The sequence below is a fragment of the Colwellia sp. BRX10-4 genome, from assembly GCF_014077465.1.
Taxonomy (GTDB): domain Bacteria; phylum Pseudomonadota; class Gammaproteobacteria; order Enterobacterales; family Alteromonadaceae; genus Colwellia_A.
On sequence record NZ_JACGVZ010000009.1, the window covers coordinates 105,675 to 129,628 of the forward strand.

The 23,954-nt window shown below is 38.7% G+C and carries 19 protein-coding genes and 3 tRNA genes; 10 read left to right on the plus strand and 12 right to left on the minus strand.

Going from position 1 to position 23,954, the window contains the following annotated elements:
- Nucleotides 1-64: 64 nt before the first annotated feature.
- The 7 genes from H4J67_RS09510 to H4J67_RS09540 all read right to left on the minus strand — a co-directional run bounded on the left by H4J67_RS09510 (nt 65) and on the right by H4J67_RS09540 (nt 3,606).
- Nucleotides 65-139: transfer RNA gene (locus H4J67_RS09510), tRNA-Gln, on the minus strand.
- 52 nt (nt 140-191) lie between these two features.
- Nucleotides 192-276, minus strand: a tRNA-Leu gene (locus tag H4J67_RS09515).
- Between the two features lie 37 nt (nt 277-313).
- A tRNA-Met gene (locus H4J67_RS09520) sits at nt 314-390 on the minus strand.
- Nucleotides 391-606: 216 nt separating this feature from the next.
- Nucleotides 607-954 (minus strand): DUF3718 domain-containing protein, encoded by a 348-nt coding sequence (locus H4J67_RS09525; RefSeq protein ID WP_182171308.1) that lies wholly within the window; start codon nt 952-954, stop codon nt 607-609.
- Between the two features lie 292 nt (nt 955-1,246).
- Nucleotides 1,247-2,338, minus strand: coding sequence for a redox-regulated ATPase YchF (ychF, locus tag H4J67_RS09530; RefSeq protein WP_070376152.1), 1,092 nt, complete (start codon nt 2,336-2,338; stop codon nt 1,247-1,249).
- 43 nt (nt 2,339-2,381) lie between these two features.
- Nucleotides 2,382-2,966, minus strand: a complete 585-nt coding sequence (gene pth, locus H4J67_RS09535; RefSeq protein WP_182171310.1) for an aminoacyl-tRNA hydrolase — start codon at nt 2,964-2,966, stop codon at nt 2,382-2,384.
- Between the two features lie 19 nt (nt 2,967-2,985).
- A complete protein-coding gene (locus tag H4J67_RS09540; RefSeq protein WP_182171312.1) occupies nt 2,986-3,606 on the minus strand; it encodes a 50S ribosomal protein L25/general stress protein Ctc in 621 nt (206 codons plus the stop codon).
- Nucleotides 3,607-3,950: 344 nt separating this feature from the next.
- On the opposite strand from H4J67_RS09540, the gene H4J67_RS09545 reads away from it, so the two are divergent.
- Nucleotides 3,951-5,072, plus strand: a complete 1,122-nt coding sequence (locus H4J67_RS09545; RefSeq protein ID WP_182203556.1) for an alanine--glyoxylate aminotransferase family protein — start codon at nt 3,951-3,953, stop codon at nt 5,070-5,072.
- Nucleotides 5,073-5,193: 121 nt separating this feature from the next.
- Here the strand turns inward: H4J67_RS09545 and H4J67_RS09550 are convergent, their stop codons facing one another.
- The 3 genes from H4J67_RS09550 to lolB all read right to left on the minus strand — a co-directional run bounded on the left by H4J67_RS09550 (nt 5,194) and on the right by lolB (nt 7,822).
- Complete coding sequence (locus H4J67_RS09550) at nt 5,194-6,141, minus strand: ribose-phosphate pyrophosphokinase (protein ID WP_070376156.1); 948 nt, start codon at nt 6,139-6,141, stop codon at nt 5,194-5,196.
- 129 nt (nt 6,142-6,270) lie between these two features.
- On the minus strand, nt 6,271-7,194 hold the full coding sequence (gene ispE, locus H4J67_RS09555) for a 4-(cytidine 5'-diphospho)-2-C-methyl-D-erythritol kinase (RefSeq protein WP_182171316.1): 924 nt from the start codon (nt 7,192-7,194) through the stop codon (nt 6,271-6,273).
- Nucleotides 7,181-7,822, minus strand: a complete 642-nt coding sequence (lolB, locus tag H4J67_RS09560; protein ID WP_182171318.1) for a lipoprotein insertase outer membrane protein LolB — start codon at nt 7,820-7,822, stop codon at nt 7,181-7,183. The genes ispE and lolB overlap by 14 nt, the downstream gene beginning before the upstream one ends.
- Nucleotides 7,823-8,056: 234 nt before the next feature.
- Between lolB and hemA the strand changes: the two genes are divergently transcribed.
- The 7 genes from hemA to kdsA all read left to right on the plus strand — a co-directional run bounded on the left by hemA (nt 8,057) and on the right by kdsA (nt 14,927).
- Complete coding sequence (gene hemA / locus H4J67_RS09565; protein ID WP_182171320.1) at nt 8,057-9,316, plus strand: glutamyl-tRNA reductase; 1,260 nt, start codon at nt 8,057-8,059, stop codon at nt 9,314-9,316.
- 163 nt (nt 9,317-9,479) lie between these two features.
- Nucleotides 9,480-10,568 carry a peptide chain release factor 1 gene (prfA, locus tag H4J67_RS09570; RefSeq protein WP_182203558.1) on the plus strand — a complete coding sequence of 363 codons (1,089 nt, stop codon included), beginning with the start codon at nt 9,480-9,482 and terminating at the stop codon, nt 10,566-10,568.
- An 8-nt stretch (nt 10,569-10,576) separates the two neighbouring features.
- On the plus strand, nt 10,577-11,461 hold the full coding sequence (gene prmC / locus H4J67_RS09575; protein WP_220463205.1) for a peptide chain release factor N(5)-glutamine methyltransferase: 885 nt from the start codon (nt 10,577-10,579) through the stop codon (nt 11,459-11,461).
- Between the two features lie 24 nt (nt 11,462-11,485).
- Nucleotides 11,486-11,848: a SirB2 family protein gene (locus H4J67_RS09580; RefSeq protein WP_182203559.1), complete on the plus strand. Its 363-nt coding sequence runs from the start codon at nt 11,486-11,488 to the stop codon at nt 11,846-11,848.
- A 59-nt stretch (nt 11,849-11,907) separates the two neighbouring features.
- Nucleotides 11,908-12,708, plus strand: a complete 801-nt coding sequence (locus H4J67_RS09585) for a SirB1 family protein (protein ID WP_182171326.1) — start codon at nt 11,908-11,910, stop codon at nt 12,706-12,708.
- 71 nt (nt 12,709-12,779) lie between these two features.
- Nucleotides 12,780-14,042, plus strand: a complete 1,263-nt coding sequence (locus H4J67_RS09590) for a DUF819 domain-containing protein (RefSeq protein WP_182171328.1) — start codon at nt 12,780-12,782, stop codon at nt 14,040-14,042.
- A gap of 36 nt (nt 14,043-14,078) precedes the next feature.
- The gene (gene kdsA, locus H4J67_RS09595; protein ID WP_182203561.1) at nt 14,079-14,927 is read left to right on the plus strand and encodes a 3-deoxy-8-phosphooctulonate synthase; all 849 of its coding nucleotides are present in this window, start codon (nt 14,079-14,081) and stop codon (nt 14,925-14,927) included.
- Between the two features lie 586 nt (nt 14,928-15,513).
- Here kdsA and H4J67_RS09600 read toward each other — a convergent pair.
- Entirely contained in the window at nt 15,514-16,866 is a 1,353-nt protein-coding gene (locus H4J67_RS09600) for a dicarboxylate/amino acid:cation symporter (protein WP_070376166.1), read from the minus strand.
- Nucleotides 16,867-17,037: 171 nt separating this feature from the next.
- Between H4J67_RS09600 and H4J67_RS09605 the strand changes: the two genes are divergently transcribed.
- Complete coding sequence (locus H4J67_RS09605; protein WP_182203563.1) at nt 17,038-19,557, plus strand: Ig-like domain-containing protein; 2,520 nt, start codon at nt 17,038-17,040, stop codon at nt 19,555-19,557.
- Between the two features lie 83 nt (nt 19,558-19,640).
- Here the strand turns inward: H4J67_RS09605 and H4J67_RS09610 are convergent, their stop codons facing one another.
- Nucleotides 19,641-20,747 carry an arginase family protein gene (locus H4J67_RS09610; protein ID WP_182203565.1) on the minus strand — a complete coding sequence of 369 codons (1,107 nt, stop codon included), beginning with the start codon at nt 20,745-20,747 and terminating at the stop codon, nt 19,641-19,643.
- Between the two features lie 390 nt (nt 20,748-21,137).
- Here H4J67_RS09610 and topA point away from each other — a divergent pair, with 390 nt between their 5' ends.
- Nucleotides 21,138-23,843: a type I DNA topoisomerase gene (gene topA / locus H4J67_RS09615; RefSeq protein ID WP_182203567.1), complete on the plus strand. Its 2,706-nt coding sequence runs from the start codon at nt 21,138-21,140 to the stop codon at nt 23,841-23,843.
- Nucleotides 23,844-23,954: the final 111 nt, after the last annotated feature.

The following is a 23,954-nucleotide window of genomic DNA, read 5'->3' on the forward strand; positions in this document are numbered from 1 at the left end:
ATGTTTAATATTAGTTTTAATAAAGACTGATTGAGTTTTAAAAAAGGAATGTTAAACAAGAAAGTGGCAGGGGTAAGAGGATTTGAACCTCTGAATGACTGGATCAAAACCAGCTGCCTTACCGCTTGGCTATACCCCTGCAATGTTACTTACTTTCTAACAAATATCATGATGATAAATGTTAGTTAGAATGGTACGGGTCAAGAGACTTGAACTCTCACATCTTTCGATACTGGAACCTAAATCCAGCGCGTCTACCAATTCCGCCAAACCCGCATTTTTTCTAATACTACGTTCACTACTAAGAGTTAAATGGTGGCTACACCGGGATTTGAACCTGGGACCCCATCATTATGAGTGATGTGCTCTAACCAGCTGAGCTATGTAGCCTTTCCGTATTGCCTCTCAGCAAGTGGCGCGTATTATGCAAATCTGCTTAGGCTACGTCAACCGTTTTTTTATAATAAATGCTAATTTCTTTCTGTTTGCTTGTTTAGTCTACAAATTGGGCGTTTAATATTCTAGGAAAGCGCAATCTCTTTAAAATAAAAACAAGAACGCTAAGTTCTTGCTTTATTTTAAAGAACCGTAGATATCAAATAATGATTATTTTACGCGTTCTTTTGCTTCTTCTTCTAAATGTTTTGAGTATTTACCAATATCGGCGATATGTTTAGCCACTTCTTTTGAAGGAACTTTACCAATAATAAATTCACCTGTTTCTAAAGCGCTATTAGATGCAGCAAAAACTAATAAATTTTGGCCGTTACATTCGATACTACCAAAAAGTGTACGAATTTTTAATTTATTTTGTTTCATAAATGAACGTAAGCGGTTCTTATCATTTGCCGCAACGTATTCACAAATACGAAGAGATATATTATCGGCTTTAGTCACAGGGGCAAAAGTTACTGAAGCGGCAATTAAGCTAGCAAGTAGGAGTGTTTTTTTCATGGTCTGCCTTTTTATTGTTTATTAAAGTAATAGGTTGTTGGTCTGACGTTGATAATTTCAACTTATATCAGATTGGTATTATGATAATTGTGGTATATTTTAGAAATAAAACAAGATATTTTTAAATTTTTTAAATTAAGTAGTCTATTGTTTTCATTGTTTTTTATTTATATCTTTTTCTTTTGCAGTCATTTTTTTACATTTTAATGACGGATAATAACTTATTTTGAAAGACAAAAAAGGAGCCGAAGCTCCTTTTACTATTTAAGTTATTCGCGTTAAAGCGTAAACATTACACGTTAAATCTGAAGTGAACAACATCACCATCTTTAACACGGTACTCTTTACCTTCTAAACGCCATTTACCGGCCTCTTTAGCCCCTGACTCGCCATTAAATTCGATAAAGTGATCATAGGCGATAACTTCTGCGCGAATAAAGCCTTTTTCAAAGTCGGTATGAATAACACCAGCAGCTTGTGGAGCGGTAGCATTTTGCTTTACTGTCCATGCACGTACTTCTTTTACACCTGCCGTGAAATAGGTTTGTAAGTGAAGCAAAGAATAACCAGCATTAATAACACGATTAAGCCCAGGTTCTTCTAGTCCAAGGTCAGCCATAAATTCAACACGGTCTTCATCATCCATTTCAGACAATTCGCTTTCAATTTCAGCACAAACAGCAACAACAATAGCACCTTCGGCATCAGCAATTGCTTGAACTTGATCTAGATAAGGATTATTTTCAAAACCATCATCATTCACATTAGCGATATACATGGTCGGTTTTAGTGTTAAAAAGTTTAAGTAGTCTACTGCTGCTTTTTCTTCTTTAGACAATGTTAAAGAACGTATCATATGTCCTTCTTCAACATGCTTTAATATCTTTTCTAATACCGGCATTTCAAATTTAGCGTCTGCATCGCCACCTTTTGCTTTCTTCGCTAAGCGAAAAATTGCTCGTTCTGCTGTGTCCATATCAGACAAAGCCAGCTCAGTATTGATCACTTCTATGTCATCACTAGGGCTAACCTTATTGGCAACATGAATAATGTTGTCGTTATCAAAACAACGCACAACGTGACCAATTGCATCGGTTTCACGAATGTTAGCAAGAAATTTATTTCCTAAACCTTCACCTTTCGAAGCACCAGCCACTAAACCAGCAATATCAACAAATTCCATAGTCGTTGCTAGAACACGTTCAGGGTTTACAATTTTGGCTAATGCATCTAAACGAGGGTCGGGCACTGGCACTACACCCGTATTCGGCTCAATAGTACAAAATGGAAAATTAGCTGCTTCAATACCTGCTTTTGTTAATGCATTGAAAAGTGTTGATTTACCTACGTTGGGCAAGCCAACAATACCGCATTTGAATCCCATGATAATACCTTAATTGTTTTGCAAAATTGTTTTAAAAGTTTAGTTATAGCGGCTTGAATGAATGCAAACGATTTTGAGCTTTCTTTAAATCATCTGTTTGCCAGATGTCGATACATCGGCTTGCTTCATCAATCGCTTGATCTATTTTGTCTTGGTCAATAGCTGGTGCTTTGCCAAGTACATGTCCGGTAACGCGATCTCTATGACCTGGGTGGCCTATACCAATGCGTAACCGATAAAATTCTTTGTTATTAGCCAGACACGAAATAATATCGCGTAAGCCGTTATGTCCACCGTGCCCGCCACCCTTTTTAATTTTACAGACGCCCGGTTCCATGTCTAACTCATCATGAGCAACAAGGATATTATCGACGGGAATACGGAAAAAATTTGCAAGAGGCGCTACAGACTGACCACTTCTATTCATAAACGTTGTTGGAACAAGCAAATGAACAACTTCGTCACCTATTAGGCCTTTGCCGTAAAGTCCGAAATATTTTTTTTCTGGTCTGAGGGAGATGTTGTAGCGAGAAGCAAGTTCTTCGACGAACCAAACTCCGGCATTATGACGAGTTTTTGTATATTCGGGGCCTGGATTACCCAGGCCCACAACTAGTTGAATAGTCATTTAAGCTTATACTTAATGATTATTCAGTAGCTTCAGTTTCTTCAGCTTCATCAGTTTCTTCACTTACGCCTTTCGGTGCATTTAATGAAACAACAGCTTGATCATGATCTTCGCCTTTTGCTAATTCGTCAGATGTTACACCTTTAGGCAAAGTAACGTCTGATAAATGCAATGTTTGACCAACTTCTAAATCAGCAACATCAACTTCGATGAATTCTGGAATGTCAGCAGGCAAACAGCTAATCGCAATTTCGTTAATCTGGTGAGTAATTTTGCCACCTTTTTTCTCTGCTTCTTCTTCGTTAAGGAAGTGAATAGGAGCGTTAACGTGAACTGCATGAGATGCATCAATGCGTAAGAAATCTAAATGCATTACAAGTTGCTTGAACGGATGACGTTGCATGTCTTTTAAAAGACACTCAACTGGCTTACCGTCGATGTTTACAGTTAAAACGTGAGAGTAGAATGCTTCTTCTTGTTGTGCACGGTAAACATTTTTGTGCTCTAACGTTAAAGAAATCGGCTCTTGGCCTTCACCGTATAAAATTGCAGGAACTTTGTTTGCGTGACGTAGGCGGCGGCTCGCACCTTTCCCTAGGTCAGTACGAACTTCAGCTTCTAAAGTAAATAAATCAGTCATTTTTTTAATACCTAATATTAAAGAGTTAGTTGAGTTGTTTTTTGCGACCAAAAACAACAATGAACCTTTACAACAATAAAAATAATTCAATCATCATAAAAGGCGCAGCATAATAACACCTCAACCTAAACATATCCAACGTTAATATGATTAATAACCTATTAATCATGGCTGCTTATTATGGGTATCATTGGGCTAAATGGCCGTTATAGATAATTTTTTATTGAAATTTAGGTGTTAGACCCGTTACCATTCAAAATACACTCTAGCAACCTGCGTTCTGAAAATGAGCGGGTATATGTGCCTCATACTTCTAATGCCTAATGTCGATAAGAGAATTAACTATGACAATTACATCTTTCTATCCAACTCCTCGTACTTTAATGGGCCCCGGTCCTAGTGATGTTTCACCTCGTGTTTTATCTGCTTTAGGTCGTCCGACCATAGGTCATTTAGATCCAGAGTTTGTGCAGATGATGGACGAAATCAAATCATTACTACAATACGCATTTCAAACCAAGAATGAATTAACGATGGCGGTTTCAGCGCCAGGCTCGGCAGGTATGGAAACTTGTTTTGTTAACTTAGTGGAACCAGGCGAAAAAGTGATTGTTTGTGTAAATGGTGTTTTTGGTTCGCGTATGGTGGAAAATGTTCAACGCATCGGGGCTCAAGCCATCGTTATAAACGATGAGTGGGGAACGCCTGTCGATGTTAATAAAGTAAAACAAGCTTTTAAAGACAATACCGATGTTAAATTTTTAGCCTTTGTTCATGCGGAAACATCTACCGGCGTATTGTCTGATGCAAAAGCCTTATGTGCCATAGCACAAGAAAATTCAGCGCTTTCTATCGTCGATGCAGTGACCTCATTAGGCGGTGTTGAACTAAAGGTTGATGATTGGGGAATCGATGCTATTTATTCGGGGAGCCAAAAATGTTTATCTTGTGTGCCTGGCATATCACCGATTAGCTTCAGTACTAAAGCGGTTGAAAAATTAACAAATAGAACGTCTAAAGTGCCCAGTTGGTTTTTAGATTTATCGTTGGTTATGGGCTATTGGGGCGGTACAGGTAAACGTAGTTATCATCATACGGCACCGGTAAATTCTCTCTATGCTTTGCATGAATCTTTAGTGATGTTACAAGACGAAGGTTTAGAAAATGCGTGGCAACGCCATAAAAACCAACACCTAAAATTAAAAGCAGGATTAGAAAAACTAGGTATAGCGTTTGTTGTTAAAGAGCAATACCGTTTACCACAATTAAATACGGTATTAATTCCTCAAGGCGTCGATGATGCAGCTGCTCGCCAAACCTTACTTAATGAATATAATTTAGAAATTGGCGCTGGTCTAGGTGGTTTTGCCGGTAAAGCATGGCGCATTGGTTTAATGGGCTATGCGGCAAGAACTGAAAATGTGACCTTATGTTTAGCGGCTTTAGCGGATGTTTTAGAGAAATAGTCAACGTCTGACAGAAATAATTGAGTGCCTGTAGCTCAAGTGTTGTGTTAAATAAAAAAGCCCCGAGTCAAAAAATGACTCGGGGCTTTATTATTTATGAAGTTGTTTTATCAGTAAATGCTTAACTGTCAAACATTGCTGAAATAGATTCTTCGTTACACACACGGCGAATCGCTTCAGACAACATACCGCTTAAAGTAAGTTGACGAACAATACCAAGCGCTTTAATTTCGTCGGTAAGTGGTATTGAATCTGTTACCACTAACTCATCAATAACAGAATCTCTTAGGTTTTGCGCAGCATTACCTGAAAGAACTGGATGAGTAGCATAAGCAATAACGCGTTTAGCGCCATGTGCTTTTAATGCTTCAGCCGCTTTTGCTAATGTGCCGCCAGTATCTATCATGTCGTCGACAATGATACAGTCGCGGTCAGCAACATCACCAATAATGTGCATAACTTGTGCAACATTGGCTTTTGGACGGCGCTTATCGATGATAGCAAGATCGGCTTCATTGAGTAATTTAGCTACGGCACGAGCGCGAACAACACCACCAATATCAGGAGAAACTACAATCGGGTTATCTAGATCACGAGAAAGCATATCTTCAAGTAAAATAGGTGTGCCAAATACGTTATCTACCGGTACATCGAAGAAACCCTGAATTTGCTCAGCGTGTAGGTCAACCGTTAATACTCGGTCTACACCAACACTTGATAAAAAGTCAGCAACAACTTTCGCTGTAATTGGTACACGAGCACTACGTACACGTCTATCTTGGCGAGCATAACCAAAGTATGGAATAACTGCAGTAATACGACCAGCAGATGCTCGTCGTAATGCGTCAATCATTACAATTAATTCCATTAGGTTATTATTGGTTGGCGCACAAGTTGATTGAATAATAAAAACATCCGCACCGCGCACGTTTTCGTTAATTTCAACACTGATTTCACCGTCGCTAAAACTACCGACTTTGGCATCGCCTAAAGTCATATACAAGCGATCAGCTACTTTCTTGGCCAGTTCAGGGGTGGCATTACCCGTAAATATTTTCATGTCAGGCACGGTCAGTTCCTCGGAAACTATTGACATTTTAAGTTACGCTATTAGTAAACCTTGAGTTTACTATCAGCAAATTATTAAATTTTTTCCAGTGGTTCTTGGCATTTTTATGAAAATAAATTCTCAATGGTATTAATATTCTGCATTTTCTGTTTGCAATGTTATTAAGTTGTTAATGGCATTGCGTAATGGAGATGTATTGACACCTTTCGCCACAAAAGAAATTATTCCATTAGGAAGTAATGACTGGATGCGACAAGCCTCTTGCTCAGTATCAAAACGAGAAAAAATACACGCTCCGGTACCAGTCATTCGAGACGGTGCGTATTCTACCAACCAAGCCAGTAACTTGGCAACCTCGGGATACTTTTTTATTACTAACGTCTGGCAGTCATTGTGGCATAAGTCTATGTCTAACTTACTAATATCATCATTTAAATTAACTTTTGCCGTATTGCGGGTTAAGTCAGCATCAGTAAAAATACTGGCAGTAGAAATACTGACATCAGGTTTACTGACTAAAAACCAGCTTTCTTGAGGATAAACAGCAGTGAGTTCTTCACCAACACCCTCAGCAAAAGCAGCAAAACCATGAATGAAAATCGGTACGTCAGCGCCCAGCGATAGGCCAAGTTTTGCTAGTTCTGTGTTAGACAAATTGGCCTGCCACAGAGTATTTAAAGCCAATAAAATAGTGGCTGCGTTGGATGACCCGCCACCTAAGCCTCCCCCCATAGGGAGAATTTTTGTTATTTTTATTTGTGCACCTAAATATACGTTATTAAAAATAGTCGAATTTTTTAGTAGGTGGCTTTGCAGTAACCGAGCTGCTTTTACAATTAAGTTATCTTCATGTAATACACCATCAATCGGCGTGAGTAATTCAATATTATTATCCTGAGTCTTCCTTATTTCTATGGTGTCGCTGTGATCTAAAAATTGAAAAATAGTCTCTAACTGATGATAGCCGTCGTTGCGTTGACCAATAATATGGAGGAATAAATTAAGCTTTGCCGGCGCAGGAAAACTCTGAAATTGTTGGTTAGTCTGAGTCATTGCTTGTCACGTCCCATTGGTGAACATTAATTTTAATGGTGATGTTATCTTGTTTTATGGTGAACTTCGTTGCTAACTGATATTGGTCTACTTGTTGATAGCTACCATACTTAATAAACCATTTTTTTTCATCAGAGAAGCTGGTCAGTGTTTGGGGTAATTGTGTTATTTCGTTAGAGGTTATTTTATCATTAGCTAAATAAGGTAAGCCTTTTAACCAGAAAGTCATCGCGTGTGTCGGTAATGTGAAACCTGTTAGCGAAGCAAGCAGGGTGTTTAAATCAGGGCTTTGGTAGCGCTCACCATCGACATTAACAACATGCATATTATTGACTGACTCTAAAGTAAAAACTTGAATACCTAGCACTGTGGTTAAATTTAGCATCTGGCGATTTTTATCTCCTTGGTAATGCCAATTTAATGTTAAGCTATGACGCTCATTAGGGCTGATAATGCCCATTTTACCTTTTATTTTCCAATTCGACATTGCTGTAAGCTTTTTAGTGCGCTCGGTAATGTTTTGATGTTCAGTAATTTGCTGATGGTTATTCGTTAAAGAACTACAACCAGATAGAAATATCAGTAAAAAACTGAAAAAGAGTGGCAGCGATAAGGTAATTTTATTCATATAAACCATTATTATTAAGTTAATCGCCATAATATTGCGTTATCGCGTATTTGATGCTTTTAATTTTCTGCGATTTTTCGTAAAATTAACATCATTATTTATCATGGATCATAGGTTTTTTATAAAACTTGATTAATAATGTCGTTAATAAAAAGATTAATGGAAAAAAAAATTGCTTATCGATAATTTTTCTTTCTGGTATTAATCGTCTTAAAAAGGCTGAATCGTTCCGTTATGTCTATAGTTGCTGTTGGAATCAATCACAAAACTGCCCCTGTTGCCGTTAGAGAAAAAATCTCTTTTAATCCCGACAATTTAAGTGTGGCATTAACTGAATTACTTGGAAACGTAGAATGTCGTGAAGCGGCTATTTTATCAACTTGTAATCGTACAGAGCTGTATTTAGTTCAAGAAGGCGATGTAAGGGTTACCCAAGAAAAAGTTGTCCGCTGGTTAGAAAAACATCACAATGTCCCTGCTTCAACTATTACACCGAGTTTATATTGGCATACTGATCAACAGGCCGTTAACCACATGATGCGGGTTGCTTGTGGCTTAGACTCTTTAGTTTTAGGCGAACCGCAAATCTTAGGTCAAATGAAGCAAGCCTATAGCCAAGCGAAAGCCGCTGGTTCTATGTCTTTAGTCATGGACCGTTTATTTCAACGTACTTTTGGCGTTGCTAAACAAGTTCGCACTGAAACTGAAATTGGCGCGAGTGCGGTTTCGGTTGCTTTTGCATCGGTAAATCTAGCAAAACATATTTTTGCCAGTCTTGAAAATGTAAAAGTACTATTAGTCGGTGCCGGTGAAACTATTGAACTGGTTGCTAAACATTTATACGAGAATAAAGTGGGGAAAATAACTGTTGCTAACCGCACAATTGCCCGTGCCGAAGCAATGGCTGGTGCTATTGGCGCTGACGTTATTACCTTGGCGCAAATCCCTGACAAAATGGCTGACGCCGATATTGTTATTAGTTCAACCGGCAGTACTTTACCCATTATCGGTAAAGGTATGGTTGAACACGCATTAGGAAAGCGTAAGCATCGTCCTATTTTTATGGTTGATTTAGCAGTTCCTCGTGATATCGAAGAGCAAGTTGGCGATCTAGAAGATGTGTTTTTATACACCGTTGATGACTTACAAGGCATTATTGCCAAAAATTTAGCCAATCGTCGTAAAGAAGCGGTTCAAGCTGAGGCAATAGTTTCTACCCAATCTGATGTGTTTATGTCATGGCTTCGTGGCTTAAATACCCAAGATACCGTCATAGATTACCGTAAGCAGTGTTTAGAACATCGTGATCTGTTACTTGATAGAGCATTATTACAACTTCAGGGGAATAAGTCGCCAGAAGCAATTTTAGCTGAGTTAGCCACTAAGTTGACTAATAAATTTATGCATGCACCCACTAGCGCTATTCAATCGGCGGCTCAAGGTGGCGAATTAGATAAACTGGTGTACTTACGCGATATTTATAACATTAAATAACAGTCCCGACGTCACAGTATAGCCAAACCGTATTTTGATGAGCATTTGAGCTTAGCTGGGTATTTACAGCTTTTTTACACCTTTGATTGAAAGTGCTCAACTAACCCTTTAAACTGAACATCACCAATTTTTATCCGCTGTTCCCTAATTATAAGATTTCTTAATGAATAAATCTGTTTATCAAAAACTTGAAATATTAGTCGAGCGCTTTGAAGAAGTTCAAGCCTTGCTTTCTGACCCTGGAACACTTTCAGATCAAGAAAAATTTATTGCCTTATCAAAAGAGTTTTCTCAATTAGAAGCAGTCACTAGTGTGTTTAATGACTACCAAAGCGCAGAAGAAGACTTTTCTTTAGCTGAAGAAATGCTAAAAGATGAAGACCCTGAAATGCGTGAAATGGCGCAAGAAGAATTTAAGTCTGCGAAGAAAACTATTGAAGAATTAGCCGATCAATTACAAATTTTACTATTACCTAAAGATCCAAACGACAACAATAACTGTTTTGTTGAATTACGTGCAGGAGCCGGTGGTGATGAAGCGGCAATTTTTGCTGGCGATTTATACCGTATGTATAGCCGTTACTGTGAAAAGAAAGGCTGGCGTATTGAAGTTATGAACACCAATGAAAGTGAACAAGGTGGCTATAAAGAAGTCATTTTCAAAGTGCTTGGTGAAGGCGTCTACGGACAAATGAAGTTCGAGTCTGGTGGTCATCGTGTGCAACGTGTCCCTGAAACTGAATCTCAAGGCCGAGTGCATACTTCTGCTTGTACCGTTGTTGTTATGCCTGAGATACCAGAAGCTGACGCGATTGAGATTAATAAAGCAGATTTAAAAGTTGACACTTTTCGCGCATCAGGTGCGGGTGGACAACACGTTAACAAAACTGATTCTGCCATTCGTATCACCCATATTCCAACAGGCGTAGTTGTCGAATGTCAAGAACAACGCTCTCAGCATAAAAACCGTGCGCAGGCGATGTCGGTATTACAAGCTCGCTTACAACAAGCAGAAGATGAAAAGCGCCGCAGTGAAGAAGAGTCTTCACGTCGTAATTTAGTGGCAAGTGGCGATCGTTCAGAACGCATACGTACTTACAACTATCCGCAAGGACGTATGACAGATCACCGTATTAACCTGACTTTATATCGTTTAAACGAAGTCCTTGAAGGTAACTTGCATTTGGTCCTAGAGCCTATTATGTTAGAAAATCAAGCCGATTTACTTGCGGCTCTTGCTGAGCAAAACTAGTTATTGGTTTGAGCGAATCCATAAAACCGTCAATAACATATTGCCAGCAGAGTTTTGCTGAAATAATTAATCAAGGGCAGCAATTACTTGCTGCCTTTTCTGATAGCGCAAAACTCGATTGTAAAATTCTACTTGCCTTTGTGTTAAATAAAGAGACAAGTTATTTGTTAACTTGGCCTGACAAAAAGTTAACAGAGCATGAATACCACGCTTTTTTAGCTTTGTTTGAGCGCCGTTTGCAAGGCGAGCCTATTGCTTATATTACACAAGAGCGTGAATTCTGGTCACTGCCTTTTTACGTATCATCAGCTACCTTAATTCCTCGTCCAGATACAGAGTTACTGGTCGAACATATTTTAGCGCGCCATCTAGCAAGTGATTTATCGTGCTTGGATCTTGGTACGGGTACCGGAGCTATTGCTCTGTCGCTTGCTTCAGAACAAAAGCAATGGCAAGTTCACGGCATTGATTTTAGTGACGCTGCGATTAGTTTGGCTAAAAAAAATGCTCAACGGCTACAGTTACCACAGGTAGAGCTTTATCAAAGTGATTGGTTCTCTAATGTAGCCGTAGATAAAAAGTTTAATATTATTGTTAGCAATCCCCCTTATATCGATGAAGCCGATCAGCATTTAATTGAAGGCGATGTAAGGTTTGAACCGCTATCTGCTTTGGTTGCTCGAGATAATGGTTTTGCAGATATCAAACGTATTGCCAAAGATGCACAAGCTTATTTAACCAATAATGGTGCACTCTATTTTGAACATGGCTTTGAACAAGCCGCGGGTGTTAGCGATATATTAAAGCAATTGGGTTATCAGTCGATTGAAACATTTAAAGATTATGGCGGAAATGACCGAGTTACTTGCTGTATTTATGTACGACAAGAATAATAAAGATAAGTTTAAGGTTTTTGTGTGAAACATTTACATATGACTCTGGCGGCAATAAGCATTATATTGTTCACCTACCGGTTTGCATTAACCTTGATGAATTCAGCACAATTAGATAAAAAATGGTTGAAAATCAGCCCTCATATCCTTGATACTTTTTTATTACTATTAGGTGTTGGTCTGGCTGTCAAGTTAGCGATAAATCCAATAGAATATTTATGGTTAGGCGAAAAGATACTTGCCATTATTTTCTATATTTTTACCGGCTATTACACGTTGAAGTTAGCTCGTAACCGAATGATGCAAGTGATAGGTTATTTAGTTGTTATGGGCTGGATTATGTTAGTAGTGCGAATAGCGACAACAAAACAAACGATATTTTTATAATAAATATACCCTGAAATAAGCAATAACTATAAATAGAGTCAACAATTAAAAATTACAGCATGAATGAATTATTATTTTCCGAGCTCAATGATGACGATAAATCACTTATTGAAGCTTTTATACTTATTGAAGAAGTTGTTTTTGGTGATAGTGACTTTGAGCCATCAAGCCTTAGTCAAATAGTTGAACAATGTTCAGAATTAATTTCTGATACAGAAGAGTATCTTGAAAAAGCTGAGCAATTAATCAATGAACTTTTCATTGGGCAACTTTTTATTGATAATCAACGTGATTTCTGGTCCGTTAGTGCTCATAAGTTACAAAGTGGACTCGATTTTAAGTTAATGTCCCCAGCGCTGAAAAGTATAGTGCTTTGCCATATATTTCGTCTTTGTGGCTTTGAAACTGATGTGGTGTACGTACCAAAGAAAAATATGATTCGCGTAGTCTGTGATGATGTTTATGCGATTGTTTTTGATCCCATTACTGGAGAGTCTTTAAATTGGCAGGAGCTTGATTTGTGTATGGATGAGCTTGATGGTGATCCACAAAGCGACCAAATTGAAGATATTTCAAGATTAAGCTTAATTGTTAAGCATGTTAGCTCATTGAAAAATGCTTTGATCCGCGAAGGGGAGTTTGCTCAAGCATTAAAGTGCGTCGATATATTAATAGCGTTACGCCCAGAAGATCCGTTTGAGCGTCGCGACCGAGGTTTTTTGTTACATCAACTCGATTGTTTTAAAGTCGCTTACGATGATTACCAATATTTTGTCGACAAATGTCCAAAAGATCCTGCTGCGCAATTATTAAAAATGCAATTGGACAAAATCACTATAGCTGATACGGTATTACATTAATAAGCCTTAAAAGTAAGGCTGTAGTTTACAAATAAAACCAATAAATCAAATAAAAATAACAAGGTTAATCAATGGAAGATCAAATTATCAACAATACACCTTTTATCACGAATGACGCCACCGTTATGGGGTTACTCGCGATCATACTTGGATTCGTTTTTTATACTTCAAATAGTGAACACCCCGCATTTAAGAAGTTCTATAAATACGTCCCAGCATTACTTATGTGTTACCTATTACCCTCTTTGTTAAACACTTTTGGCATTGTTAGTGCAGAATTGAGTCAAGTAGACGAAGTCGCTAAGTATTATTTATTGCCGGCTTGTTTGGTTTTACTGACTTTAAGCATCGACATAAAAGCAATTATTGGCCTTGGTAATAAAGCGATTATTATGTTTTTAACCGGCACGGTTGGTGTGGTTATTGGCGGCCCAATTGCACTCTTAGTTATTTCTGCTATTTGGCCTGAATTACTTGGTGTAACGGGTCCAGAAGCTGTTTGGCGTGGTATGGCTGCGCTTGCGGGTAGTTGGATTGGCGGCGGCGCAAATATGTTGGCGATGAAAGAAATTTATGGCGCTGATGGCAAAATATTTACCATTATGGTGACTGTTGATATTGTTGTAGCCAACTTGTGGATGGCGGTATTACTTTATTTAGCAGCAAATCATAAGCGTATTGATGCGAAGAGTGGCGCTGATACTTCAGCAATTGATAGATTAATTGATAAGGTAGAGTCTGCTCAACGTGAAAATACCAAGTTGCCGTTACTAAAAGACTTTATGATGATTATTGCGGTAGGTTTTGGCGCTGCTGGATTAGCACATTTTGCTGCTGACTTTTTAGTCCCTTATTTTCAGACAAACTTTCCTGAATTAGAAAAGTTTAGTTTACATTCAAAACTATTTTGGATAATCGTCCTCGTGACCACGATAGGGTTGGCATTGTCGTTTACTAAAGTAAGAAAACTTGAAGCCGTAGGAGCGTCGAAAGTCGGTAGTAGCTTATTATATGTATTAGTCGCGACAATAGGTTTGCATATGGATGTTACTCAAATTGTCGAGTCACCCAAATACATAGCCATTGGAGTTATCTGGATGTTAGTCCATGTTGCCTTACTGCTTATTGTTGGCAAAATGATTAAAGCACCAATCTTCTATCTAGCTGTTGGCAGTAAAGCCAATATCGGTGGTGCTGCTTCTGCGCCCGTTATCGCATCAGCATTTCATCCTTCTTTAGCGCCAGTCGGTGTACTATTGGCTGTGTTAGGTTATGCTTTAGGTACTTATATGGCTTGGTTATGTGGCCAGTTATTAAGAATTATCGGTAGCTAATCGTTTGTTAGCCCCAGACTTTATTTTGGAAAAATTATGACAATAACTTCAATTAAATTGACTAAATACGATATTGAAATCGCTAACGATAAACCATTTGTTTTATTTGGCGGTATGAATGTATTAGAGTCACGTGATTTAGCAATGAGCATTGCAGAGCACTACGTAGAAGTGACACAAAAGCTCAATATTCCTTACGTATTCAAAGCCTCTTTTGATAAAGCGAACCGTTCGTCTGTTCATTCATACCGAGGACCGGGTTTAGAGGAAGGCCTGAGAATATTTGAAGAAATAAAGTCGACTTTCAACGTACCTATCATTACTGACGTGCATGAAATACATCAAGCGCAACCTTTAGCTGAGGTGGTTGATATTATTCAATTACCCGCATTTTTAGCGCGCCAAACAGACCTAGTGGTTGCTATGGCAAAAACTAATGCGATTATTAATGTTAAAAAGCCACAGTTCTTAGCAGCACATGAAATGCGTCATATTATTAATAAATTTGCCGAAGCAGGCAACGAGCAAGTTATTCTTTGTGAGCGCGGAAGTTGTTATGGTTACAATAATCTTGTTGTTGATATGCTAGCGATGGATGAAATGAAAGATTATGCGCCAGTCATTTTCGATGCTACTCATGCTTTACAGCAACCGGGTGGTCGAGCTGACTCTGCAGGTGGTCGTCGTGCTAAAGCTGCACAATTAGCGCGTAGCGGTATGGCATTAGGTTTAGCTGGTTTATTTATAGAATCACACCCTGACCCTGATAACGCTAAATGCGATGGCCCTTGTGCGTTACCACTTGATAAACTTGAGCCCTATTTACAGCAAATGAAATCAATTGACGATTTAGTTAAATCATTTGAGCCATTATTGACTGATTAGTAACAATAAAACGGCGTTAAAACACAAAAACCTGAGTAACTACTCAGGTTTTTTATAGCTGATATAATATCTTGCTTAGTCATCTTAGTCGCATTGTTTTGATAGCGGTTATTCGGGGTAATGCTGAGCACAAGTATGGCAAAATGCTAATTGTGCTGAAATCACTTAGGGTGACTCTCATCTGGCTCTTTTGATTGAGTTTGGTAGGTGAGTAACTAGAGCAGTATAATAATACCGGTGACATCACCTCGACATGGAGTCGACTTTAAGCTGTCGGTATCAACTTTAGTTACATGTGTATTGAAAAACAGCTTCAGTTTAACGTGATACTCTACTAGAAATTAATATTATTTAACGTGAATATTAGCACTGACGATCGGTTTATTACCTTTGTGATATTGCAAATAGTGTATGGTAAACATTAGTTCATAAGGTGAACTCTGTAAAAATTGGATGGTATTTATATGGGTACTTGAACTGTTATTATTGCTTAGCAAGGTATAATAAGTATTAATGCTTTAGGTATTTAAAATATAAAAAAGGTGCTTTTAAGCACCTTTTTTATTTACTCTGTGTCTTGAAATTGCTAATCGCCACTTTGATTCTTTTCTAAGTCTTGAAAATCAATATTCTCAATTTTACTTCCTGCATTTTCATCATAAAAAATATCTTCATCAAACTGATTTTCTGATTTAGCGACAACAATTGAGACCATGCTGTCACCTGTGACATTAACAGCAGTTCGTGTCATATCAAGTAAACGGTCAACACCTATAATTAAACCTATGCCTTCTACAGGTAAACCTACTTGGTCTAGAACCATGGCTAGCATAATTAAACCTACGCCTGGAACACCAGCTGTGCCAATTGAAGCTAAGGTCGCGGTAAGTATTACCATTAAATATTGACTAAATGTTAAATCAACATTAAACACTTGCGCAATAAATACAGTAGCTACGCCTTGCATTATAGCCGTGCCATCCATATTAATGGTCGCACCTAGAGGTACAGTAAACGAAGCGATTGAATTTTTAACACCCATTTTTTTGGTCACAGTTTCAAGTGTTACCGGGATGGTTGCATTACTGCTGGCTGTTGAAAATGCAAAGATAACGGTGTCACGCATTTTTTTCAAAAAAGTAATTGGGTTTAAACCAGTCATTACTTTTAAGATAGTAGAATAAGTTACCGTAGCATGTAAAATCAGTGCAAAGAAAACGACTAAGAAGTAAACAATTAGGTTACCAAATACCTTAAGTGACATATCAGTGAATAAACTCGCTAATAAACAAAATACACCATAAGGAGCAAGGTTCATTAATATAGTTACCAAGCGCATGATAACGGTACTCATGTCTTCAAATAAACTAGCAATACGTTCGCCGGCTTTACCTGAAAGCGCTATAGCAATACCAAATAACAAGGCAAATATAATGACTTGTAGCATATTACCTTTTGCAAAAGCTTCAAACGGATTACTCGGAAACATTTGAATAAACACTTGCGCTAAAGAAGGCGCTTCTCGACTGGTGAACGTTGTGTCGGAGGCCATGTTGACCCCTTCGCCAGGGCTTATTAATAACGCTAAAAACATCGCAAAGCTAATCGCTATTGCTGTTGTAATTAAATAGAGTGAAATGGCTTTACCGCCAATTCGGCCAAGTTTTGTGGTATCTTTTAAGGAACAAGTACCACAAATAAGCGATACAAAAACCAGTGGTACTACCAACATTTTTAAACTTGAAATAAAAATTTGTCCAATGACTTCAAAAATTCCGTCAACCAAAAATGATCGTAATGAAAGTTCAAAGAAATAGAGCGGGATAACAAAGTCTGACTTGTCTGGCATAAGAAATTGTAAGGATACGCCTACCGCGATGCCAGCAAGCATGCCAGTAACGATTCTAGCGGTTAAACTAGCTTTTTTTTTATCAGTCATAAAGAAATGCAACGTTATTTTTTATTATAAATTATGAATAGTAGATTAACAGGTAATTCATTGATAAAAAAGCTATTGATTAAAAAGCAACTATAGCGCTATTTTTAATGAAATTTTTAGAATATAAGTTACTATTAATAAATATGTAGTTAAAAATTAAGGGATACTTGCATGGCACTTTTTCAACGATTGGGTTTTTGGCTTTTATTTTTCGCGCTCAGCGGTTGTGGAGGCAGTGGAGAAGGGGGCTTATCTAGAGTGGAAACTCCTGTTGCAGGTGGTTCTGTTGCCAGTACTATTTCACTCAATATTTCCGATAGTACTGTTACCGGTGTTGCGCCGGTAACAGTTACAGCAACAGTAATGCAAGGCAGTGATCCAGTTTCCAATAGGGCGGTAACCTTCGCAACAAATTTAGGAGCTTTCTCGCCATCTTCTGGTTCCGCTTTAACAAATGAAGACGGTATCGCCACGATTACCCTCACAGCAGGCAGTGTTCGTGGTGCTGGTGAAATATCCGCTTCTCTTTCTTCTGGTGAGATCTCGTTAGTACCACTAGGCTTTAAAACTCAAGGCGATGATATAGGTGTTGTCGGTGATATTAATATCAATGTCACTCTCATAGATGGTGATAGTAATGCCACTGACACGGTAACGTCATCCAAACCGGCACGAATAATTGCGACAATTGATGGCATTAGTGCTCCTTTGATTGTTACTTTTAGTTCTACTGTTGGTGATATACCTATCCCTTCAGCTATCACAAATGCAAATAATCAAGCAATTGTTGATATCTATGCGGGTGAAAACTTAGGTGCGGGAACTATTACAGCATCCATTACCAGTGGAGAATCTGGTCAAACAATTTTTGTTGTTGGCTCTTCAACTGTCATTATGGGAGCAGGTAGTCCATTTACAGAAGGTGTTGCTGATGTCAGTTTAACGAATATTTCTGCTGGCGGAACGAGTGTTATTTCAGTATCAATTATTGATGATCAAGGTAATCTATTTACTGAACCTGTGGATGTTAATTTTTCATCTGGGTGTACGGCACAATTAACCGCTACGCTAAGTACACCGATAACAACCTCTAATGGTGCGGCGACAAGTACTTATCTAGCACAAGGGTGTTTAGGCGATGACACGATTAATGTCACCGCTAATGCTGGGGGCATTAATTTATCAGCAACAGCATCTGTTAGCGTTTTAGCTGCTGACATTGGTAGTATCGAGTATGTGTCTGCATCGCCAGAGCATATTGGTATCGTAGGAGCAGGTATTGTTGGAGGCTCTGAAAGCTCAACGGTGATGTTCAAAGTAAAAGATACCGATGGCAACCCCTACAATAATCGTCGAGTGAATTTTTCCTTAAATACCAATGTGGGTGGTATAAATTTAAGTCAGAATTTTGCGACCACTAACGACCAAGGTTTAGTACAAACAGTTGTTAATTCGGGCTCAGTTGCAACAACAGTGCGTGTTACAGCATCTACAGAGTCATTAGGTGGCACTTTTGTATTTACTCAATCTAGTCAACTCGTGGTTTCAACAGGCTTACCGGACCAAGATAGCTTTAGTTTGGCCCGAGGGGTCGAAAATCCTGAAGCTTGGGGCATTGATGGTGTAGAAGTACCTGTTGTTGTTCGTATGGCTGATGCATTTAATAATCCAGTACCAGATGGAACCGCAGTTAACTTTACCACTGAAGGTGGTTCGGTTGGTTCCTCATGTACAACAACTAATGGCGTATGTTCTGTTATGTGGACCAGTCAAAACCCTCGTCCAGCGGGACAACTATTAAGCCAGAGTTTTTGTACAGTGGCTGAAAATGATGATCCAGTAATCTTTTGTGCTCGTCAACCTTTGTCAAATGGTAATAATTATCTTGGGCAGGAATATGGCGGAAGAGTGACAATATTAGCAACTGCTATTGGTGAAGAGTCATTTCCTGATAAAAATAGTAATGGTCGCTTTGATGAGAGTGAGTACACTTTGTTTCAAGGAAAAGATGTTGGCGATAGACTTTACGATCTAAAAGAAGCCTTTGTTGACCATAATGAAGACAATTTATACAATCCAGTAGAAGTGAGCACTCAAGCTGGTGGCGAGTTAGAAGAGTTTGTTGACTTTAATAGCAACGGAGTTTTCGATATAGAAAACAGTGTATATAATGGTATTTTATGTGGTTTAAATGACATAACGAATCCAGGTACTGAGGTAGCCAATCAATATTGTGCTAATCCAGATGATGAACCTGATCCAACCAAAAAAGCGCAAAAAGTTTCAACCAATGTACGTGGCTCTACCGTTATTATTATGTCAGGTACATCACCGTATATAACCGTTACAGCAACAAACGATGCCGTTGTCGATACGTCACCAAACTATGACCGAAACGATATTTCTCTCTATATTGCTGGCGAAAGTACCGGAACAGTCAGTGTTGTTATCGCTGATTTACATAACCAACCTATGCCGGCTGGTACTATTGTGTCATTTGTAGCTAGTGTTGGATCTGTCGTCGGTACCCCTAGTTATACATGGCCAGGGGATTCAAGTAATGGCGGCAGCCAATTTAGTGTTGCGATTAAAGGTGAGGCGGAACCAACCAGTGGACCATTAGAAATAAAAGTTGAAACCCCTGGTGGTGTAACAACTGTATTTAGTGGTGTTAGTATTATTATTCAATAATAATTAACTGTTCCACCTATAAAAAAACCGCTTGTTAAGCGGTTTTTTATTTTTGTCTATCGATTACAGATAAAACTAAAAATTTACTTAGCCATCTCGGCTATTAAAAAGGCAGAGATCTCAGCGCCAGCCGCTAACGTTTTATCACGACTCTCTTTTCCTAAACCTGTACTGTCGGTAAAAGGAGCAATTTCCATCATGTCGGCACCGGTAATACGGTATTTTGCTGCTAAAGCGCGAAGTATATCCATCGCTTCATTTTGAAATAAACCATCTGGCTCTGGTGTGCCTGTGGCAGCAGCGACAGTTTCATCAAGTGCATCAATATCAAAGCTTACATACAATTCATCAATGTTTTCATCTTTTAATTGCGCTAAAATATTTTCAATGATTTTTTCAACGCCTAGCTCTTTCACTTCATGAGCCCAGTGTTGTCTTACACCAAAAGTGTTTTCCCAATGCGACTTAGGACGACCGCTCGAGCGAATACCCACTTGAATCAAATGATGTTTTTCATGTAAATCATCTAAGATATGGGTACACCAAGAGCCAAAGCATAAATCAATGCCGAGGCGTTCAACCAATAAATCAGTGTGAGCGTCAAAATGAATAATAGCGGCACGGATACCGCGCCTTTTCTTTGCTTGCAAGTAAGCTTTTGTTAACGGGTAGCTTACTGAGTGATCGCCACCAATGCCGAAAACACCTTTTTGTGGGAACTCAGCATAAAAGTCGTGTAATACATCTTCAGTAATGGTTAATGGGCTAACAGCATAAGGACTGTTTTCATCTTTATAAAGGGCTTTTCTACAGTTAGAAAGCGTAGCCTCATTTAAATATTTATCATGAAGTAAATGTGGAATAACGCGAACATCTCCCATATCAAATGCTTCAAGCTCAGGGTATTGTTCAAGTAAAGTTGAACGGACAAATAATGGTCCCCAATTTGCGCCACGTAAAATTCCGCCACCGCAATCAGAGGCAACACCTAAAATAACGGCATTTGACGCATCAGGAAGCCCTTTTAATGACTCTTTCCAAATATTATCAATGTCTGTCGATTGACCGAATAACGCTTGATGCAATTGCTCTTTACGCTCTTTAGCGGTATTGACGGTAAAAACACCGTTACCTGCTGGGCATAAACAGTTGGTTAGTTTTTGCTGTAAGTTAGTCCATGATGCTGTCATATATTTGTACTCTAGTTATTTACCCGAATAATTTACGTTTACCGCAAGCATTAAATGGATATTGTTTTGCACGGTGATATAGGTTTTTTGACTGGCAACAATTGAATTTAAGATAGAATTAAATTATCGTTGGCAGGAAAGTTTTTATAATAGTCATACCGAAATATTGACACCATTATAACGAAAATAGCTTAGTTAGGCGATGTTATTAAAAATAATAACTTGTCAGCTTGCTTATTTACCGATATATCTAATAGGAATTCTAATTTCAATGATTTATGGTTTTTTTGTGCTAAAAATGAGTTGCTCGGCTAATTTTTAGACAGTTCTGACCGAAATGTAATTATACTGGCAAAAAAAATAGCCAGTGACGTAGGAAAGTATATATATATGGCAAAATCTCTGGTTATTGTCGAATCACCAGCCAAAGCGAAGACAATTAACAAATATCTTGGTAAAGACTTTATTGTGAAATCTAGTGTCGGTCATGTACGTGATCTTCCTCACAGTAGTACTGGTAAAAAAGTTGCCGCGAAATCTCCTGCTGAAGTCAGAAAAATGGCACCTGCAGCGAAAGCTAAATATAAAGCTAAACGAGATAAGCTAGCACTTGTTAACCGCATGGGTATTGATCCTGAAAATGATTGGGAAGCAAATTATCAAATACTCGAAGGCAAAGAAAAAGTTGTTGCTGAATTAATCAAACTTGCCAGTTCAGCCGACACTGTCTATCTCGCAACCGATTTGGATCGCGAGGGAGAAGCGATTGCCTGGCACTTGAAAGAAATTATTGGCGGTGATGACAGCAAATTTAAACGTGTTGTCTTTAATGAAATAACTGAAAATGCTATCCAGCAAGCCTTCTCTACACCTGGCGAATTAAGTATGCCCGGTGTGAATGCTCAACAAGCAAGACGTTTTCTTGACCGTGTTGTTGGCTTTATGGTTAGTCCATTATTGTGGAAAAAAGTTGCCCGTGGTTTATCTGCCGGTCGCGTACAGTCGGTTGCTGTTAAATTAGTTGTTGAAAAAGAACGTGAGATTAAAGCGTTTGACCCGAAAGAATTCTGGGAAATCACCGCTGACACAAAAACCGCTTCAGGTTTAGATTTTCCATTAGATGTTACCCACGAAAATGGTAAAGCATTTAAGCCGACCAACGAAAAAGATGCGAAAACAGCATTAGCAAGCTTAGAAAAATCAGCCTATACCGTAAATAAACGTGATGATAAACCGTCAAAAAGTACCCCCTCTGCTCCTTTTATTACGTCGACACTGCAACAGGCAGCAAGTACTAAATTAGGTTTTGGCGTAAAGCGTACAATGGGGTTAGCTCAGCGTTTATACGAAGCAGGTCATATCACTTATATGCGTACCGATTCAACCAATCTAAGTAAAGATGCGGTTGAAATGTGTCGTGGTTATATCGCTAAAAACTTTGGTGAAAATTATTTACCTGAGAAAGCAAAAATTTATAGCAGTAAGTCGGGTGCCCAAGAGGCCCATGAAGCGATTCGTCCATCAAATGTTAAAATAGAATCTGCATTTATGGAAGGTATTGAAGCCGATGCTAAGAAGCTTTACGACCTAATTTGGCGACAGTTTGTTGCTTGTCAAATGACAGCTGCGCGTTATACCGTTAGTACCATTACTGTTGGTGCTTCAGGCTTTGATTTAAAGGCCAAAGGTCGCGTCATGCAATTTGACGGTTGGACAAGAGTCCATCCGCAATTATCAAAAGGTGATGACAAGCATTTACCTGATTTATCTGTGGGTGAAGTATTAACCCTAGAGCAGTTAAATCCAGCGCAACACTTTACTAAACCACCGGCTCGTTTTGGTGAAGCATCACTAGTAAAAGAATTAGAAAAGCGTTCAATTGGTCGTCCATCAACGTATGCGTCAATTATTTCTACTATTCAAGACCGTGGTTACGCACGCTTAGATAAAAAACGCTTTTACGCCGAAAAAATGGGTGAAATTGTTACTGATAGTTTATCTGAAAGTTTTAAAGACTTAATGAATTATGATTTTACCGCCAACATGGAGCAAGAGCTTGATGAAGTGGCTGAGGGTAAAGCTAATTGGAAAGATGTCCTTAACGGTTTCTATAAAAATTTCACTAAACAGTTAAGCCAAGCCGATATGCCTACTGAAGAAGGTGGCATGCGTAATAATGAACCGGTATTAACGGATATTGATTGTCCGACCTGTGGTCGCAAAATGGGTATTCGTACTGCTTCTACTGGCGTCTTCTTAGGCTGTTCTGGTTATGCTTTGCCGCCAAAAGAGCGTTGTACGCAAACGATGAACCTTACTTCTGGCGAAGAAGCGGTCAGTGTCTTAGTGGAAGACCAAGAAACTGATGCACTGCGTGCTATGCGACGCTGTGATAAATGTAGTACTGCGATGGACAGTTATTTAATCGACGAAACGCGTAAGCTACATGTTTGTGGTAATAACCCTGTTTGTGATGGTATTGAAGTTGAGACTGGCGAGTTTAAAATAAAAGGTTACGATGGTCCCATTTTAGAATGTGATCGTTGTGAGGCTGAAATGGAACTGAAGTCAGGCCGTTTTGGTAAATATTTTGATTGTACCAATGCAGAATGTAAAAATACACGTAAGTTACTAGCAAGTGGTGAAGCGGCTCCTCCAAAAGAAGATCCTGTGCAACTACCTGAATTACTCTGTGAAAAATCAGAGGCACACTTTGTCTTACGTGATGGCGCAGCGGGTATTTTCTTGGCAGCGAACACTTTTCCGCGCTCAAGAGAAACACGTGCACCTAAAGTTGAAGAATTACAGCGTTTTAGAGACAGAATATCGAGTAAATTTTATTATTTAGCCGATGCTCCTATCAAGGATCCTGACGGAAACTTAGCCGTTGTACGCTATAGTCGTAAAACCAAAGAACAGTATGTAATGACTGAACTTGCACCTGAAGCTGATGGTGCAAAACCTAAAGCAACGGGCTGGAATGCAAAGTATGTTGAGGGTAAATGGGTTGAAGAAGCAAAGAAAAAAGTAAAACCCAAAGCCAAGGCTAAAGCAAAGCCAAAAGCAAAAGCTAAGGCAAAACCAAAAGCTGAATAATACCTTTAGCCTAAAATAAAAAAAGCGCTGTGTAGCGCTTTTTTTATGTTCATGATGAAGGGTATTAAAAGAGTGCCCTCATTAGATAACAAAAGCGTGACCAGCAATTAG